This is a genomic window from Nocardia sp. NPDC058658 (assembly GCF_042716665.1).
Lineage (GTDB): Bacteria > Actinomycetota > Actinomycetes > Mycobacteriales > Mycobacteriaceae > Nocardia.
This window is the reverse complement of record NZ_JBHXRR010000032.1, coordinates 13,410-28,599: the sequence shown is the minus strand read 5'-3', so window position 1 is coordinate 28,599 and position 15,190 is coordinate 13,410. Positions and strand designations below refer to the sequence as shown.

Sequence of the window (15,190 nt, the reverse complement as noted above, 5' to 3'; positions counted from 1 at the left end):
ACCGGTGGAGAAACGCACCGCCGAGCCTACCGTCGTGCCGGTTCCCGACCCCGTCACGGCGGTCGATTACTGTGCGGGCCATGCATTCTCTCGCCAGGTTCATCGGAATCGGACTCGTCGCGGCCGCCGCGATCACCACTGCGGCCTGCGGCTCTGACTCGGATTCGAGCGGATCACCGAGCACCACCGGCGGCAAGAGCACGGGACTGGAATGCACCGCTGACGACGTGAAGGTCACCGGCGGGTTCGGTGAGGCGCCCACCATCACCATCCCCGACACCTGCGAGGCACCCAAGACCCTGATCACCAAGGACCTGGTGGTCGGCAGCGGGCCCGGTGCGGTGGCCGGACAGCCGCTGACCATGAACTACGAGCTGGTCACCTGGTCGGACAAGCAGGTACTCGACAGCTCGTTCAAGCGCGGTAAGGCGTTCGGGCTCACCCTCGGTACCGGCCAGGTCATCCAGGGTTGGGACGAGGGTTTGGTCGGCGTGCAGCAGGGCACCCGCCGACTGCTGATCGTGCCGCCGAACCTGGGCTACGGCGAAGGTGGCAACGGCGTCGCGCCCAACGAGACGTTGGTCTTCGTCACCGACGCGGTGCAGGTCGGCCGCTAGCGCCACCCACCGATTGCGCGACCGCGCAGGCGGTCAACTACCCTGGTCGGGATGCGCATTATGCGCCGCACCTGGCTTAGCCGTGCCTGACTTTGGCGCGTCGCCCCTTTGCGGGGACACCACCATGAACTACGAACCGAGGAGTATGTCCGTGAAGAGCACCGTCGAGCAGCTGAGCCCGACCCGGGTCCGGATCAACGTCGAGGTGCCCTTCGAGGAGCTGAAGCCCGACTTCGACAAGGCGTACAAGGCACTGGCCAACCAGGTCAAGATCCCCGGCTTCCGTCCCGGCAAGGCCCCGGCCAAGCTGATCGAAACCCGCGTCGGCCGTGGCGCCGTGCTCGAGCAGGTCGTCAACGACGCGCTGCCGAACAAGTACGCCGAGGCCGTGCAGGCCGGCGAGGTGAAGGTCATCGGCCAGCCCGAGATCGAGATCACCAAGATCGAAGACGGCGAAGAGCTGGCGTTCACCGCCGAGGTCGACGTGCGTCCCGAGATCGCGCTGCCCGACTACTCGGGCATCGAGGTGAGCGTCGACTCCTTCACCATCGGTGACGACGACATCGAAGAGCAGCTGCTCTCGCTGCGTCAGCGTTTCGGCACCCTCACCGGTGTCGAGCGTCCCGTGGCCGACGGTGACTTCGTGTCGATCGACCTGTCGGCGACCGTCGATGGTGAGGACGTCCCCGAGGCGTCCACCACCGGCTTGTCGCACGAGGTCGGTTCGGGTCAGCTGATCGAGGGCCTCGACGAAGCCGTGATCGGCCTGAAGGCCGGCGAGTCCGCCGAGTTCACCTCCACCCTGGTGGCGGGCGACCACGCCGGCAAGGAAGCCGTGATCACCGTGGCCGTGCAGTCGGTCAAGGAGCGCGAGCTGCCCGAGGCCGACGACGAGTTCGCCCAGCTGGCCAGCGAGTTCGACACCATCGACGAGCTCAAGGAAGACCTCAAGGGCCGCGTCGAGCGCGTCAAGAAGGTCGAGCAGGCCGGTTCCATCCGCGACAAGGTGCTCGACACTCTGCTCGAGACCGTCGAGGTCCCGCTGCCCGAGGCCGTCGTCAAGGCCGAGGTCGACGCCGTGGTCCACGACGCCGTGCACGGCTTCGACCACGACGAGGCCAAGCTGGCCGAGGCCCTCGAGGCACAGGGCTCCTCGCGCGAGGAGTTCGACAAGGACACCCAGGAAGCCGCCGAGAAGTCGGTGAAGACCCAGCTGCTGCTGGACGCCATCGCCGAGGCCGAGGGCACCCAGGTCGGCCAGCAGGAGCTGACCGAGCGAATCCTGTTCCAGGCGCAGCGTTACGGCATGTCGCCCGAGCAGTTCATCCAGCAGGTGCAGCAGGCCGGTCAGCTCGGCGCGGTGTTCGCCGACGTGCGACGCGGCAAGGCGCTGGCCGGAGTTGTCGGTCAGGTGAAGGTCACCGACTCCGACGGCAATGTGGTCGACACCACCGAAATGTTCGGTGACCCTGCGGATTCCGCTGAAGGCGAGCAGGTCGAAGCCGCTGCTGAGTAGGTTTCAGCGGCGTGATTTGATTGCGCTGTGAGCGAAGAAGGGCGGTACCGGGAGTTCGGTGCCGCCCTGCTTCGTTAGTGTTTGTGACGACGAACCGTATTCGTATGGCCGTAGCAATCGGTGAGAAGAGAAGGCAGGTATCCGTGACGATCAACCAGGCAGGGGTCATGACAGCCGCTACCGCTGGACTCAACCTCAGTGATTCCGTGTACGAACGGCTGCTTCGCGAGCGCATCATCTTCCTGGGCACCCAGGTCGACGATGAGATCGCGAACAAGATCTGCGCGCAGATCCTGCTGCTCTCGGCCGAGGACGCGACCAAGGACATCGCGCTCTACATCAACTCGCCCGGTGGCTCGGTCACCGCGGGCATGGCCATCTACGACACGATGCAGTTCGCCGAGTGCGACATCAAGACCGTCGCGATGGGTCTGGCCGCATCGATGGGACAGTTCCTGCTCACCGCGGGAACCAAGGGCAAGCGTTTCGCGCTGCCGCACACCCGGATCATGATGCACCAGCCGTCGGCGGGCATCGGTGGTTCGGCGGCCGATATCGCGATCATGGCCGAGCAGTTCGCCCACACCAAGCGTGAGCTCAACGAACTGCAGTCGCTGCACACCGGCAAGTCGGTGGAGCAGGTGACCGAGGACGCGGACCGCGACCGCTGGTTCACGGCGAAGGAAGCCCTCGAGTACGGCTTCATCGACCACGTGGTCGCGCACGCGAACCAGGCGAAGTAACCGCCGCCGTCCCCCCTCACTCGAGACAAGCTTGGAGATAAAGATGGCCAACCTCTTCGACCCGCGCGCCGGCCACGGCTCCGGTGCGAGCCTGCCGCAGTCGCGCTACATCCTGCCGCAGTTCACCGAGCAGACTTCGTTCGGCGTCAAGACTTCCGACCCGTACAACAAGCTGTTCGAGGAGCGCATCATCTTCCTGGGCAACCAGGTCGACGACGTTTCGGCGAACGACATCATGGCGCAGCTGCTGGTGCTGGAATCCCAGGACCCCGACCGCGACATCACCATGTACATCAACTCGCCCGGTGGCTCGTTCACCGCGCTGATGGCGATCTACGACACCATGCAGTACGTGCGCCCCGACGTGGTCACGGTCTGCCTCGGCCAGGCCGCCTCGGCCGCCGCGGTGCTGCTGGCCGCCGGTGCCCCCGGCAAGCGGGCCGCGCTGCCCAACGCGCGCATCCTGATCCACCAGCCGTCCTCGGGCGGTGTGCAGGGTCAGGTGTCCGACCTCGAGATCGCCGCGGCCGAGATCGAGCGGATGCGTCGCCTGATGGAAGTCACCATCTCGCGCCACACCGGCAAGTCCGAGGAGCAGGTCCGCAAGGACACCGACCGCGACAACATCCTGACCGCCGAGGAAGCCAAGGAATACGGCATCATCGATCAGGTCTTCGATTACCGCAAGCTCAGCGGACAGAAGTGACACGCCCGGGCCCGCTGCCATGATCTGGGCGGCGGGCCCGGCTTTTTCACCCGCGGTGGCTCACAATGGTGAGGACCCGCACAGCAGTCACGACAAACATGCGCGAGTTGTCGACCTCATTCGCGCACAACAGGTACGGTCGACTCAGGGACCATTGCTCTGATTGACGGCACCGAGACGTATTTGACGGCCCAATCGGGGGACGACGGTCGCACTCGGACAAGGAAGTAGGGACCTACGAGATGGCGCGCATCGGAGACGGCGGCGATCTGCTGAAGTGCTCGTTCTGCGGAAAGAGCCAGAAGCAGGTCAAGAAGCTCATCGCGGGCCCCGGGGTTTATATCTGCGACGAGTGCATCGATCTGTGCAACGAGATCATCGAAGAAGAGCTGGCCGAGTCGAGCGAAGTGAAGCTCGACGAACTGCCCAAGCCTTCGGAGATCCGGGATTTCCTGGAGAACTACGTGATCGGCCAGGACACCGCGAAGCGGACCCTCGCCGTCGCGGTCTACAACCACTACAAGCGCATCCAGGCGGGTGACAAGGGGCGCGACGCCCGCGGTGAGACCGTGGAGCTGGCCAAGTCGAACATCTTGATGCTCGGCCCCACCGGCTGCGGTAAGACCTACCTCGCGCAGACCCTGGCGAAGATGCTGAACGTGCCGTTCGCCATCGCCGACGCCACCGCGCTCACCGAGGCAGGCTATGTGGGCGAGGATGTCGAGAACATCCTGCTGAAGCTGATCCAGGCCGCCGACTACGACGTCAAGCGCGCCGAGACCGGCATCATCTACATCGACGAGGTCGACAAGATCGCCCGCAAGAGCGAGAACCCGTCGATCACCCGCGATGTCTCGGGCGAGGGTGTGCAGCAGGCGCTGCTGAAGATCCTGGAGGGCACCCAGGCGAGTGTGCCGCCGCAGGGCGGTCGCAAGCACCCGCACCAGGAGTTCATCCAGATCGACACCACCAACGTGCTGTTCATCGTCGCGGGCGCCTTCGCGGGCCTGGAGAAGATCATCTCCGACCGCACCGGGCACCGCGGCATCGGCTTCGGCGCCGAGGTTCGCTCCAAGGCCGAGGTCGACACCGATGACCACTTCGCCGACGTGATGCCGGAGGATCTGATCAAGTTCGGTCTGATCCCCGAGTTCATCGGCCGCCTGCCGGTCGTCGCCTCGGTGACGAACCTGGACAAGGAATCGCTGGTCACCATCCTGTCCGAGCCGAAGAACGCACTGGTCAAGCAGTACGTTCGCCTGTTCGAGATGGACGGGGTGGATCTGGAGTTCACCACCGACGCGCTCGAGGCGATCGCCGATCAGGCCATCCTGCGCGGCACCGGCGCACGCGGGCTGCGCGCCATCATGGAGGAAGTCCTGCTGCCGGTGATGTACGACATCCCGGGCCGCGACGACGTCGCCAAGGTGGTCGTGAACGCCGACACCGTCATCGACAACGTCCTCCCGACGATCGTGCCACGCAAGGCACAGCGTCCCGAGCGTCGCGAGAAGTCGGCGTAACAAACCAATAGCTGAGGGCCCCTTCGGATCTGATCCGGAGGGGCCCTTCGCTGTGCTGGGTTCTAGGGCTGCGGGAGGCGGCTAGTTGGCGGCCGGATCGCCGAGCTTCGGCGCCGCGAGCAGATCGTCGCCGTCGTCGGCGGGGATCTCCGCACTGGCACGGGCAATGGCGGTGCTGTAGCGGGCGCTGGCGGCATTGTGGATGAGCAGGGCGACACCGATCATCACCGGGGCGATGGCGTGCACAGCGGCGTCGTACCAGTGCCCTGCGCTCAGGTGGGGATAGGTGTTGAGGGCGATGGTCAGGGTGAGCAGGAACCCCTCGGCGATCAGCACCTGGTTGCGGTTGCCCATCACGCCCCACTCGGCGACCCGGGTGGTGCCGATCATGATGATGATCAGACACACGCTGATCATCGCCTCCAGGCCGAAGCTGGCCCAGTAGAGCGGGTCGCTGGGTCCGCCGGGGGCGATGTTGTGCTGGACGTTGACCGCCGACCACAGCATGCCGACGATCACCACGCCCGCCAGTCCGCGCAGCGACCAGGTGCGGTGCTGATACAGCGAGGCCAGCCGCGCGCGCGGGTTGGATTCACGACGCTGCGCGGCGATCGCCTTGCGGGCGACCATCAGGTCCGACATCTCGGCCCGCTCGAGCGCCGCGGTGGTGTCGCGCAGGCGGTCGGAGTGCGAGGAGGCGGCCTCGATCTGCTTCCAGCGCTGGTCGCGCTCGTAGGTGCGGATCTTCTCGGCGAGCTCGCGTTCGGCGCGCAGTTCGTCTTCCGACAACGCATCGGTCAGCGCAGGATCGGACTGATAGGCGATGCGACGCCTTGCCCGTTCCACCCGCACGGGCAGGGCGGTGACCTCGTGGTCGAGCGGGTGTTCCTCGCGCATCGCAACTCCAGGTAGCAAAAAGGGTTCGCCGGGTCGCGTCATTGTTGCGCATCGAGCGGGAGAACTACACCCGCGGGCCCGGATCAGCAGGCCCGCGGGGGCTCAATATGTCTGGCGCACAAGATGTGTAGCTCTTCGATGCACCAGAACGGGGATGCGGTGACGACAGGAAAACCGTCGCGCCCGGGTCGAGGAGCTTCGTTGATCCTCCGTGGTTCGCCGTTGAACCTTGATCCCGTGAAGTGCTTCTGGATGGTGTGTCGTCGCTGGTCATCGGGGTGTTACTCGGATGTTTAAGGCCAGGGGAAATGGATAGGGGACAGGTTCCGCGAAAACCGTCCTTTCGTCCGTTTGGTCCGTCTTGGGAGGGCCTTCACTGATTACGACGGGTTCGGCACGCAAAACTCATCGGCGTATCCTCGCGGTGTGTCGGACTGGTGCTGCCGATTTCGTGCTGTTTACTCGGTCCGTCAATCAGATGTTCGAGTGACGAGTGGAAGCGGAGGAGACATGGCACTGCCTACGATGACCGCCGAACAGCGCACCGAGGCGTTGGCCAAAGCGGCTGCCGTGCGCAAGGCGCGCTCGGAACTGATCGGCAAGGTGAAGGAGGGCAAGGTCACCGTCGCCGATCTGCTCAAGAAAGCCGACAGCGACGACCTGGTGAAAAAGACCAAGGTCGCTGCCGTGATCAAGGCACTGCCGGGCGTGGGTCCGGTCAAGGCCGCCAAGTTGATGGATCAGGCCGAGATTCCCGAGGATCGTCGTATCGGTGGGCTCGGTGCTCGTCAGCGCGCGGCACTGCTCGACGCCCTCGAGGCCTGAGCCGATTCGCGATCCGACGCCCGTGGAGCTGGATGCACGGGCGTCGGGATGGTCTATCTAGACGCAGTAGGTCAGCAGGAAGTCGTTGATCCGCAGGCGCCAGCCCGGTTGCAGTTCGATCGGGAGGGTGCCGACGCGTGACCAGCGTTCGCTGTCGGGGGCGGCGAAGAAGGTTCCGGAGGTCGCGGGGGCTTCGCGGACGAACACCTTGCCACGGTCGGGGGCGACGAAGGCATGGACCCGCGAGACGAGCCGATCGCGTTCGATCAGGATCGGCGTCGCCGCAGAAGCACGAACCGATTCTTCCCCCGAGGGATTGCGGCCGAGGACGTACGGCCGGTCCAGTGGGTAGCTCAGCCCGTCTTCGGTGACCAGGGCGCCGCGCGAACCAGCCCCTTTGCTCAACGCCACCGGTTCGGCCCGTTTGGCGGCATCGAGTGCCTGGGACCAGGCGCGGGGCGCGTTGGCGGCGGGGGAGTTGCGTGGGCCGGTGCTCACCGTGACACCGTCGGAGTTGGCGACACCGGCGCTGCCGTTTTCGCCGGTGTTGGGTCGGGCGCTCACCGTCTCGATGTCGGGTCGGCCGGCATCTGGCTGGAAACCCGAGGTCGCGGGTTGTTCGGGGAACCCGGCGGGCGCGGGGAGCGCATCGCTGGTGTCGGTGGGGCGCGTCGGTGGGCGAAGGGCCTGGAAGCCGGTGGCCTCGGTCGGCGGCGGTTCGTCGATGGCCTCGACCCGGCGCGGCGGGGGATTGCGGCGTCGGCCCAGGTTCAGCACGAAACCGTTGCCGGTGACGATGCCCGCACGCAGATCGGTGCGCGGGTTGGCGCTGGTCGGGTCGGCCATCTCGGCGCCGACCGCGATCCGGCGGACCGGTTCGCGGATGATCTCGTCCACCCAGGTGAAGGCCCGGTCACCGGCGAGGCGACGATTGCCCTCGGCGCCGGAGATCTCGGCGATCACCGCGCCGCGCAACAGGATCAGCATCCCGTCGGCGGTCGGGGCCAGCACGCCGAAAGGTGGTGGGGCGGAGCCGCCCCCGAAGACAACGCCCGCCAGTCGCTGGGCCAGTGCCGCACCGGGTGCGCTCGCCGCCGTGCTGTTGGCGACGGTTTCCACCGCGCCGAGCAATCGATCGGTCGAGGGTGTCTCCCCGGCCAGATAGACGACGACATCGCCGAAGCGAGCGACGATCCCGGTCCCCGGCACGATGGCCACGGTGGACGAATGCGCGTGCATCAACGCCTCCTAATCGGACTGGCCTTCCCCCACGGCCACGCCGACCTCGCAGACCGCGACCGAGGGCCCGTCGCCAGCATAGATGGCCGGACGCCCGGGGATAAGGCTCGAAGGGAAATTTCGAACGCCGTTCGTACCAAACGACGTTCGTTGCGCGCGTAGGATCGGCGCATGAACGCCGCACCTGTCAGTCGCAGGGCCAGACCGGCGAAAGTGCCACTGAGCCGCGAACTCGTCATCGAAACCGGCTTGCGCATCCTCGACACCGACGGCTCCGGCGCGCTCACGATGCGCCGGGTCGCCAAGGAACTCGACACCGGTGCCGCGTCGCTGTACGTCTACGTCGCCAATCGCGACGACCTGCTCACGGGCATGCTCGATCACGTGCTCGCCCAGGTCCCCGTGGTTACCGAGGGCGACTGGCGGGCGCGGGTGACGCAGCTGGTCGAGGGCGCGATCGAGGTGCTCGGTCGCCACGACGGTCTCGCGCTCGTCGCCTTCGGCCGGTTCCCGACCACCGAACACGCGCTCGGGCTGATCGAGCAGATCCTCGCGCTCCTGCGTGAAGGCGGTGTCGATCCGGTGACCGCGAGCTGGGCCTGCGATCTGATCTACCGGCACATCGCCGCCGAGGCCGTCGACGACGGTGGGGAGCGTGCGCGCTGGAACCTGCGCACGCTGCTCAACGGGATCGTCGCGACCCCGGTGGGCGGTGGGCCGGTGCGGCTCGCGCGCGCGGACGAGATCGCCGCGCTGCAGGAGATCGAGCGACGGGCGGGGGCGCCGTTCGCCGAGGTGGGGATGAGTGCGGTGGCCGAGGACGAGCCGCCGTCGCGGGAGGTGCTCGGCAGCTTCGTCGCCGACGGCCGGGCGTGGGTGTGGCCGGACGAGAACGGCCGTCCGGTCGCGTATCTGGTGCTCGGTCTCGTCGACGGTCAGGCCCATATCGATCAGGTTTCCGTCGACCCGGCGCACGCGGGGGCGCGGATCGGGAAGCGGTTGATCGATCATGCGGTGGAATGGGCGAAGGGCAACGGTCTGCGTGAGATCACGCTCACCACGTTCACGCAGGTTCCGTGGAACGGGCCGTATTACGAACGCGTCGGGTTCAGCTATATCCCGCCCGCCGACGAACCGCCGGGCCTGCGGGCGATCCGGGCCGACGAGCTCGCGCACGGGCTCGACGAGTGGCCGCGCGCGTGTATGCGTGCCGACCTGGCCACCTGGAGAACCGGCTGATCCGCGGTTCTCCAGGCTCGTGCGTCAGGCGGTGATGTTGTGCCTGGCGAAGGCGGCGACGGCCGCGGGGGTGGCGGCTTCGCGGTCGGCGGGGACCAGGCCGATGCGGGTGCGGCGGTCGAGGAGGTCGTCGACGGTGAGGGCGGCCTCGTGGGTGATGGCGAAGTCGAATTCGGCTGCGGTGACGTCGATTCCGGGGGCGACCGGTTCGGCGAGAGTGGGGTCGGCCAGCCAGGCGGCGACGATGTGGGTCGCCTCGCTGCCGTAGCGCTCGATGAGGACCGGTGGAGCGTCGACGCGGTCGCGGGCGGCACCGGCGACGGCGCCGACGAGGGGGAGCCGGGTGGTGCGGCAGGGGCCGGCTGGGAGGGTTGCCTGAGTGACGGCTGCGTCGACCGCGTCCTGGGCCATCTGCCGGTAGGTGGTGAGCTTGCCGCCGACGACGGTGATCAGGCCGTCGGGGGCGGTGAGAACCGCGTGTTCGCGGGAGATGTCGGCGGTGCTGTCGTCGGCGGTTTTGAGCAGCGGGCGCAGGCCGGCGAAGGTGCCGCGGATGTCGTTGCGGGTCAGGGGTTCCCGCAGCGCGGTGTTGATGGTGTCGAGGAGGAAGTCGATCTCGGACTCGGTGGGCTTCGGCTCGTCGGGGATCGGGCCAGGGGCGTCCTCGTCGGTGAGACCGAGGTAGACGCGGCCGTGCGCGGCGGGCAGCGCGAAGACGAACCGGCTGATGCTGCCGGGGACGGGCACCGTCAGTGCGGCGCTGAGCCCACCGAAGGCGGCGGCGTCGAAGACGAGGTGGGTGCCGCGGCTGGGACGCAGCTCGATGCTCTGGTCGACCTCGCCAGCCCACACGCCGGTCGCGTTCACCACCGCGCGCGCCCGCACCTGCAGGGTTTCGCCGGAAAGAGTGTCGCGCAGCTGGACCGAATCACCGGTCGCGGCAACGGCTTCCATGCGGGTGAGCACCGTAGCGCCCTGGGCGGCCGCCGTGCGAGCCAGCGCCACCACCAAGCGGGCGTCGTCGACGAGCTGTCCGTCCCATGCCTGCAACCCGCCGCGCAGCCCCTCGCGTCGCACGGTCGGCGCCAGCCGGAGCGCCTCGGCGGCGGCGACCCGGCGTGAGCGCGGCAAGGTGTCCACGGAGGTGCGCGCGGCGATCCGCAGCGCGTCACCGGCGGCGAAACCCGCACGGATCAGCGAACTCTGACTCAGCGTGATGCCCGGCAGCAACGGCACGAGCTGCGGGAGCGGGCGCACCAGGTGCGGTGCGGTGGTGCGCAACAGGATCCCGCGCTCGACCGCGCTCTCGTGTGCGATACCGACCCGGCCGCTCGCCAGATACCGCAGACCGCCGTGGACCAGTTTCGAACTCCAGCGGCTGGTGCCGAACGCGAAGTCGTTGCGCTCCACCAGGATTGTGCGCAGGCCGCGTGCGGCGGCGTCGAGGGCGACGCCGGTTCCGGTCACGCCGCCGCCGATCACCACCAGGTCGACCTCGGGACGGTCGCCGAGGGTGCTCAGTTCGGCGGTGCGGCGGGCGGCGTTGAGCGAGGCATCAGCAGACATCGGGTTCCTTGTCGGGTAGCGGGAGTAGATAACCCTCGATAGCCCTGGACAATTCGGCGTCGAACTCCGCACCGGCCAGCAGTTCCGACACCGTGCCCGCCGACTGCACCGCCGACTGGGTGATGAGCAACAGCATGGTGCCCATCTGCTCGGCATCGCCTGCCCGGATCGACCCGTCCTTGTGGCCGCGCCGGATGACGGTCGCGAACAGCTCGATCAGCGTGCGCTGATTGCGGCCCAGCCGGCCGAACACGTAGGTGAGCATCAGGTCGGTGTCGGTGCGGAAGATCTTGGCGAACACCGCGTTCGACCGAATCGCCGCCGCGCCCGAGACGATGCCGTGGACCAGCCGATCCCGGCCGAGGCCGGTGTCGGGCATGGTCTCGGCGACGATCGTGCGCAGTTCTCGGACCAGCAGTTCGGCGATGAGCGACCCGGTGTCGGGCCAACGGCGGTAGACCGTCGGCCTGCTCACGCCCGCGCGCCGTGCCACCTCGGTGAGGGTGGTTCGGCGGACACCGAAATCGACGACGCAGGCCCGCGTGGCATCGAGAATCGCCACATCGGTGGGCGAAAGCTGGTCAGCGTGGGTCGCGAGGTCGATCATCGTGCTTCACCGCCGGTGTGTTCGGAAGGCGCCGGAGCGGGCGCCCTGGTCGAGTTGGAACCGCCCAAGGGTATCGAGCGGACCAGCAGGGTTGCGGTCGCGAATGGCCGGTGGTGACATCCGACAGCGGTGCGGATGTCGACTCTGGGACATATCGTTGATTACTGCTTGACATTATATGTCAGTATGTAACGCATGGTCGAGATGCAAGACGAACTCTCCGGATCCGCCACTGTGTCATCGAACATGGCTGCGGTGGCGCCGAACATGGTGTGGGACGCCTGGGGCGTCGCCGCCGGTCACCAGCCGCTGTCGGCACAGATCCGTGGCCTGCTCGGGCAGGTTTTCGGGATCTCGGGTGAGCCGGCCGCGCGCCGCGACGCGAGCGAGGTGGCGCTCGTCCCCAGCACGCTCACCGTCGCCGACCGGACCGGTCTGACCGCGATCGTCGGTGACGAATATCTCACGACCGCCGATCTCGACCGGCTCCGGCACGCGGGCGGCAAAAGCACCCCCGACCTGTTGCGCCGACGCGCGAGCGAACCGCAGAACGCACCCGACGCGGTCGTCTTCCCTGCCGATCACGCGCAGGTCCTCGCGCTGCTGACCTATTGCGCCGAGCACGCCGTCGCCGTGGTCCCGTTCGGTGGCGGAACCAGCGTGGTCGGCGGCGTCGACCCGGTGCGCGGGCAGTTCGACACCGTGATCGCGCTCGATCTGCGCAGGCTCGACACCCTCACCGAGGTCGATCCGGCCAGCGGTACCGCCACCCTCGGCGCCGGACTCACCGGTCCGCAGGCCGAGGAACTGCTCGGCGCGCACGGCCTCTCGCTCGGACATTTCCCGCAGAGTTTCGAATTCGCCAGCATCGGCGGGTTCGCCGCGACCAGGTCGTCGGGCCAGGCGTCGGCGGGCTACGGCCGCTTCGACGACATGGTCGAACGCCTGGTGATCGCCACGCCGCAGGGCACCCTCGACCTCGGTCGCGCGCCCGCGTCAGCGGCCGGGCCCGACCTGCGCGAGCTGTTCGTCGGGTCCGAAGGCGCGCTCGGCATCATCACCTCGGTCACCCTGCGGGTGCATCCGGTGCCGGAAACCGTTGGCTACCAAGCCTGGTCGTTCCCCGACTTCGCCACCGGCGCGGCCGCGCTGCGCACCGTGGTGCAGGCCGGTGCCGCGCCGACGGTGATGCGGTTGTCCGACGAGGCCGAAACGGGACTGAACCTGGCCCGCTCGGCCGATGTCGGCGGCAACCCGGTGTCGGGCTGCCTCGCCGTCACCACCTTCGAGGGCAGCAAGGCCCATGTCGAGGCCCGCTCCGCCGAGGCGAGCGCGCTGCTCGCCGCCGCCGGTGGCACCGCACTCGGCGAGGCGCCCGCGCAGCAGTGGGAGCACGGCCGGTTCGCCGCGCCGTACCTGCGCGACGCGCTGCTCGATGTCGGCGTGCTGTGCGAAACCCTCGAAACCGCCACCAGCTGGGCGAATCTGGCCAATCTCAAGGTGAAGGTCACCGGCGCGCTGATGGACTCGCTCGGCGCGCAGGGCACACCCGCGCTGGTCATGTGCCACATCTCGCACACCTACCCGACCGGGGCGTCGCTGTACTTCACCGTCGTCGCCAAGCAGCTCGACGATCCGATCGCGCAGTGGCGCATCGCCAAATCCGCCGCGAGCGACGCGATGGTCGCCGCGGGCGGCACCATCACCCACCACCACGCCGTCGGCGCCGACCACCGTCCGTGGATGCGCGCGGAGATCGGTGACCTGGGTGTTCGGGTATTGCGTGCGGTGAAACGCGAACTCGACCCCACCGGGGTGCTCAATCCTGGAAAGCTGGTGCCGTGAAGCAGCTTCGGCTGACGGAACCGAGTGCGGGCGAGGTGAAGTCGTGAGCGAACAGTCGGTGCGGCGGGTCGTGGTCGTCACCAACCCGCATTCCGGAGCGGGCCGGGGCGACGGTGTCGCCGAGACGGTGCTGACCGAACTGCGGGCGCGCGGTGCCGAAGTGGTCGAGGTCCGCGCGCCGAGCGCGGACGAATCGGTGGCGCAGGTCAGGACCCTCGTCGCGGGCGAGAGCCGACCGGATGCGGTGGTCTGCGTCGGCGGCGACGGGCTGATGAATGTGCTGCTGGCCGCCGTCGCGCACAGTGGGGTGCCGCTCGGACTGGTCCCGGCCGGCACGGGCAACGATCTGGCGCGCGAACTCGGCATCCCGACCGGTGACCCGCGCGCCGCCGTGGCGATCGTGCTCGGCGGGCGGACCCGCACCATCGATCTGGGCCGGATCGAATCGCCCGACGCCACACCCACCTGGTTCGCGACCGTGGTCGGCACCGGCTTCGACGCGCGAGTCACCTTGCGCGCCAACAAGATGCGATACCCGCGTGGACCACTGCGCTACACCGCCGCCGCCGTTGTCGAATTGATGGGCAGCTACACCCTGCCGTTCCGGATCGAGATGTCGGGCCTGGCGCCCGGTGTGCTCGACAACCCGCCGGACTCGCACGTGGTGGTCCTCACCGACGCGGTGATGGCGCCGATCGGCAACACCCGCACCTACGGCGGCGGGATGCTGGTGTGCCCGGAAGCGCTCGCCGACGACGGGTATCTCGACATCACGGTGGTCGGCGCGGTGTCGCGGCTGGAGATGGCGCGACTGCTGCCCGCGTTGTCGTCGGGCAAGCGGATCGACCATCCCTCGACCAAGCGGTACCGGGCGCGACGGATCACGGTCAGCGCCGAAGGCGGGTTCGCGACGGCCGATGGTGAGCCGGCGGGGATGTTGCCCGTGACGGTGCAGGCGATGCCGGGGGCGTTGACGGTTCTGGTGCCGTAAGCCTGGGCGCAGTGGTGACGCCGTCGACCCGGCCCTCTGGAGATCAGTCGGCGTCGAAAGCGATGCGCGACACGGCATGTAGCGTCGGTCGGTCGATGATCACCACCGACGTCGAGGACAGTGGGTGGGCGTCCGGCGCCAGAGCGGTGTCGCGGGCTCCGAGGGAGTCCATCATCGCTTCCCAGCGCCGGCAGTGGGCGGTGAAGGCGAGCCCGTTGACGCTGCGGCCACGGGTGATCTGACCGCGCCTGGCCTCGTCGGCGGGCACGTCGATGAGCACCATGTGCAGTTCGCGCCTGCCCTCGGCGGCCCAGCGGGTGATCAGGCGTCGGCTCCAGCGGAAGGTCGCGCAGTCGTGGATCGCGACCGGTCCGTCGCTGTCGTGGAGGGCGTCGCGGATCGCGCGGTAGTGCGCGAGGTGGACCAGGGGGCGCCACAGGGAGTACGGGGCCCAGCCGAGGCGGTGGCGCAGGCGATTGCGGGTGTGGTTGGAGTCGAGTACCAGGGCGCCGGAGTCGGTGCGCACCGGGTGTTCGGCGTCGGGGCCCGCGCCGAAGAAGCGGTGTAAGGCGGTGGACTTTCCCGCGCCGGGGACACCGGCGAAGACCAGCACGGTGGTGGCGGGGTAGCGCAGTTCTTCGACCTCGCTCGCGCGTAGGTCCACCAGGGCGACCGGGGCGATGGTCCGCGGTGCCGACGGGGGAACGGGGGAGGAGGCTTCGAGCGGGGGCGTCACCCTCTCCAGGGTCCGGTAATTCGGACAAAACGGCAATCGGGGGTTTCCCGGATTCTCGGTTCGACGCTTGGGGGACAAGGGTTTCCGCGTGTCGTCGTGGCGCGTCACATGGCCTTGCTGACCAGCGCAATCCGAAGCTG

General features: G+C 68.1%; 14 protein-coding genes. 9 read left to right on the top strand and 5 right to left on the bottom strand.

Features of this window, described 5'->3' with window-relative positions; translation table 11 throughout:
- Positions 1–80 precede the first annotated feature (80 nt).
- From ACFWUP_RS29200 to clpX, 5 genes are all read left to right on the top strand, one after another.
- On the top strand, positions 81–617 hold the full coding sequence (locus ACFWUP_RS29200) for an FKBP-type peptidyl-prolyl cis-trans isomerase (protein ID WP_379239188.1): 537 nt from the start codon (positions 81–83) through the stop codon (positions 615–617).
- Between the two features lie 151 nt (positions 618–768).
- Positions 769–2,133: a trigger factor gene (gene tig, locus ACFWUP_RS29195; protein ID WP_379239187.1), complete on the top strand. Its 1,365-nt coding sequence runs from the start codon at positions 769–771 to the stop codon at positions 2,131–2,133.
- 167 nt (positions 2,134–2,300) lie between these two features.
- Positions 2,301–2,876 (top strand): ATP-dependent Clp protease proteolytic subunit, encoded by a 576-nt coding sequence (locus tag ACFWUP_RS29190; protein ID WP_056821854.1) that lies wholly within the window; start codon positions 2,301–2,303, stop codon positions 2,874–2,876.
- Positions 2,877–2,919: 43 nt separating this feature from the next.
- Positions 2,920–3,582 carry an ATP-dependent Clp protease proteolytic subunit gene (locus tag ACFWUP_RS29185; protein ID WP_379239186.1) on the top strand — a complete coding sequence of 221 codons (663 nt, stop codon included), beginning with the start codon at positions 2,920–2,922 and terminating at the stop codon, positions 3,580–3,582.
- A gap of 242 nt (positions 3,583–3,824) precedes the next feature.
- The gene (gene clpX, locus ACFWUP_RS29180; RefSeq protein WP_358117833.1) at positions 3,825–5,105 is read left to right on the top strand and encodes an ATP-dependent Clp protease ATP-binding subunit ClpX; all 1,281 of its coding nucleotides are present in this window, start codon (positions 3,825–3,827) and stop codon (positions 5,103–5,105) included.
- Between the two features lie 81 nt (positions 5,106–5,186).
- On the opposite strand, the gene ACFWUP_RS29175 is transcribed toward clpX, so the two are convergent.
- Positions 5,187–6,002 (bottom strand): hypothetical protein, encoded by an 816-nt coding sequence (locus ACFWUP_RS29175; protein WP_379239185.1) that lies wholly within the window; start codon positions 6,000–6,002, stop codon positions 5,187–5,189.
- Between the two features lie 510 nt (positions 6,003–6,512).
- On the opposite strand from ACFWUP_RS29175, the gene mihF reads away from it, so the two are divergent.
- The gene (mihF, locus tag ACFWUP_RS29170) at positions 6,513–6,827 is read left to right on the top strand and encodes an integration host factor, actinobacterial type (RefSeq protein WP_019045768.1); all 315 of its coding nucleotides are present in this window, start codon (positions 6,513–6,515) and stop codon (positions 6,825–6,827) included.
- A gap of 57 nt (positions 6,828–6,884) precedes the next feature.
- Here mihF and ACFWUP_RS29165 read toward each other — a convergent pair whose 3' ends face one another.
- Complete coding sequence (locus ACFWUP_RS29165; protein ID WP_379239184.1) at positions 6,885–8,066, bottom strand: FHA domain-containing protein; 1,182 nt, start codon at positions 8,064–8,066, stop codon at positions 6,885–6,887.
- A 171-nt stretch (positions 8,067–8,237) separates the two neighbouring features.
- On the opposite strand from ACFWUP_RS29165, the gene ACFWUP_RS29160 reads away from it, so the two are divergent.
- Positions 8,238–9,305, top strand: coding sequence for a GNAT family N-acetyltransferase (locus tag ACFWUP_RS29160; RefSeq protein WP_379239183.1), 1,068 nt, complete (start codon positions 8,238–8,240; stop codon positions 9,303–9,305).
- Positions 9,306–9,329: 24 nt separating this feature from the next.
- On the opposite strand, the gene ACFWUP_RS29155 is transcribed toward ACFWUP_RS29160, so the two are convergent.
- The gene (locus ACFWUP_RS29155; protein ID WP_379239182.1) at positions 9,330–10,871 is read right to left on the bottom strand and encodes a glycerol-3-phosphate dehydrogenase/oxidase; all 1,542 of its coding nucleotides are present in this window, start codon (positions 10,869–10,871) and stop codon (positions 9,330–9,332) included.
- On the bottom strand, positions 10,861–11,478 hold the full coding sequence (locus ACFWUP_RS29150) for a TetR/AcrR family transcriptional regulator (RefSeq protein ID WP_379239181.1): 618 nt from the start codon (positions 11,476–11,478) through the stop codon (positions 10,861–10,863). Before ACFWUP_RS29150 ends, ACFWUP_RS29155 begins: the two co-directional genes overlap by 11 nt.
- A gap of 204 nt (positions 11,479–11,682) precedes the next feature.
- On the opposite strand from ACFWUP_RS29150, the gene ACFWUP_RS29145 reads away from it, so the two are divergent.
- Together ACFWUP_RS29145 and ACFWUP_RS29140 are read left to right on the top strand one after the other, a co-directional pair.
- Positions 11,683–13,323, top strand: a complete 1,641-nt coding sequence (locus ACFWUP_RS29145) for an FAD-binding oxidoreductase (protein WP_379239211.1) — start codon at positions 11,683–11,685, stop codon at positions 13,321–13,323.
- Between the two features lie 43 nt (positions 13,324–13,366).
- Complete coding sequence (locus ACFWUP_RS29140) at positions 13,367–14,314, top strand: diacylglycerol kinase family protein (RefSeq protein WP_379239180.1); 948 nt, start codon at positions 13,367–13,369, stop codon at positions 14,312–14,314.
- Positions 14,315–14,357: 43 nt separating this feature from the next.
- Here the strand turns inward: ACFWUP_RS29140 and ACFWUP_RS29135 are convergent, their stop codons facing one another.
- Positions 14,358–15,050: an AAA family ATPase gene (locus ACFWUP_RS29135; RefSeq protein WP_379239179.1), complete on the bottom strand. Its 693-nt coding sequence runs from the start codon at positions 15,048–15,050 to the stop codon at positions 14,358–14,360.
- Positions 15,051–15,190: the final 140 nt, after the last annotated feature.

Coding starts and splice junctions, on each gene's coding strand:
- ACFWUP_RS29200 (WP_379239188.1), top strand. CDS start 81: ATGCATTCTCTCGCCAGGTTCATCGGAATCGGACTCGTCGCGGCCGCC.
- ACFWUP_RS29190 (WP_056821854.1), top strand. CDS start 2,301: ATGACAGCCGCTACCGCTGGACTCAACCTCAGTGATTCCGTGTACGAA.
- ACFWUP_RS29185 (WP_379239186.1), top strand. CDS start 2,920: ATGGCCAACCTCTTCGACCCGCGCGCCGGCCACGGCTCCGGTGCGAGC.
- clpX (WP_358117833.1), top strand. CDS start 3,825: ATGGCGCGCATCGGAGACGGCGGCGATCTGCTGAAGTGCTCGTTCTGC.
- ACFWUP_RS29175 (WP_379239185.1), bottom strand. CDS start 6,002: ATGCGCGAGGAACACCCGCTCGACCACGAGGTCACCGCCCTGCCCGTG.
- mihF (WP_019045768.1), top strand. CDS start 6,513: ATGGCACTGCCTACGATGACCGCCGAACAGCGCACCGAGGCGTTGGCC.
- ACFWUP_RS29165 (WP_379239184.1), bottom strand. CDS start 8,066: ATGCACGCGCATTCGTCCACCGTGGCCATCGTGCCGGGGACCGGGATC.
- ACFWUP_RS29160 (WP_379239183.1), top strand. CDS start 8,238: ATGAACGCCGCACCTGTCAGTCGCAGGGCCAGACCGGCGAAAGTGCCA.
- ACFWUP_RS29155 (WP_379239182.1), bottom strand. CDS start 10,871: ATGTCTGCTGATGCCTCGCTCAACGCCGCCCGCCGCACCGCCGAACTG.
- ACFWUP_RS29150 (WP_379239181.1), bottom strand. CDS start 11,478: ATGATCGACCTCGCGACCCACGCTGACCAGCTTTCGCCCACCGATGTG.
- ACFWUP_RS29145 (WP_379239211.1), top strand. CDS start 11,683: ATGCAAGACGAACTCTCCGGATCCGCCACTGTGTCATCGAACATGGCT.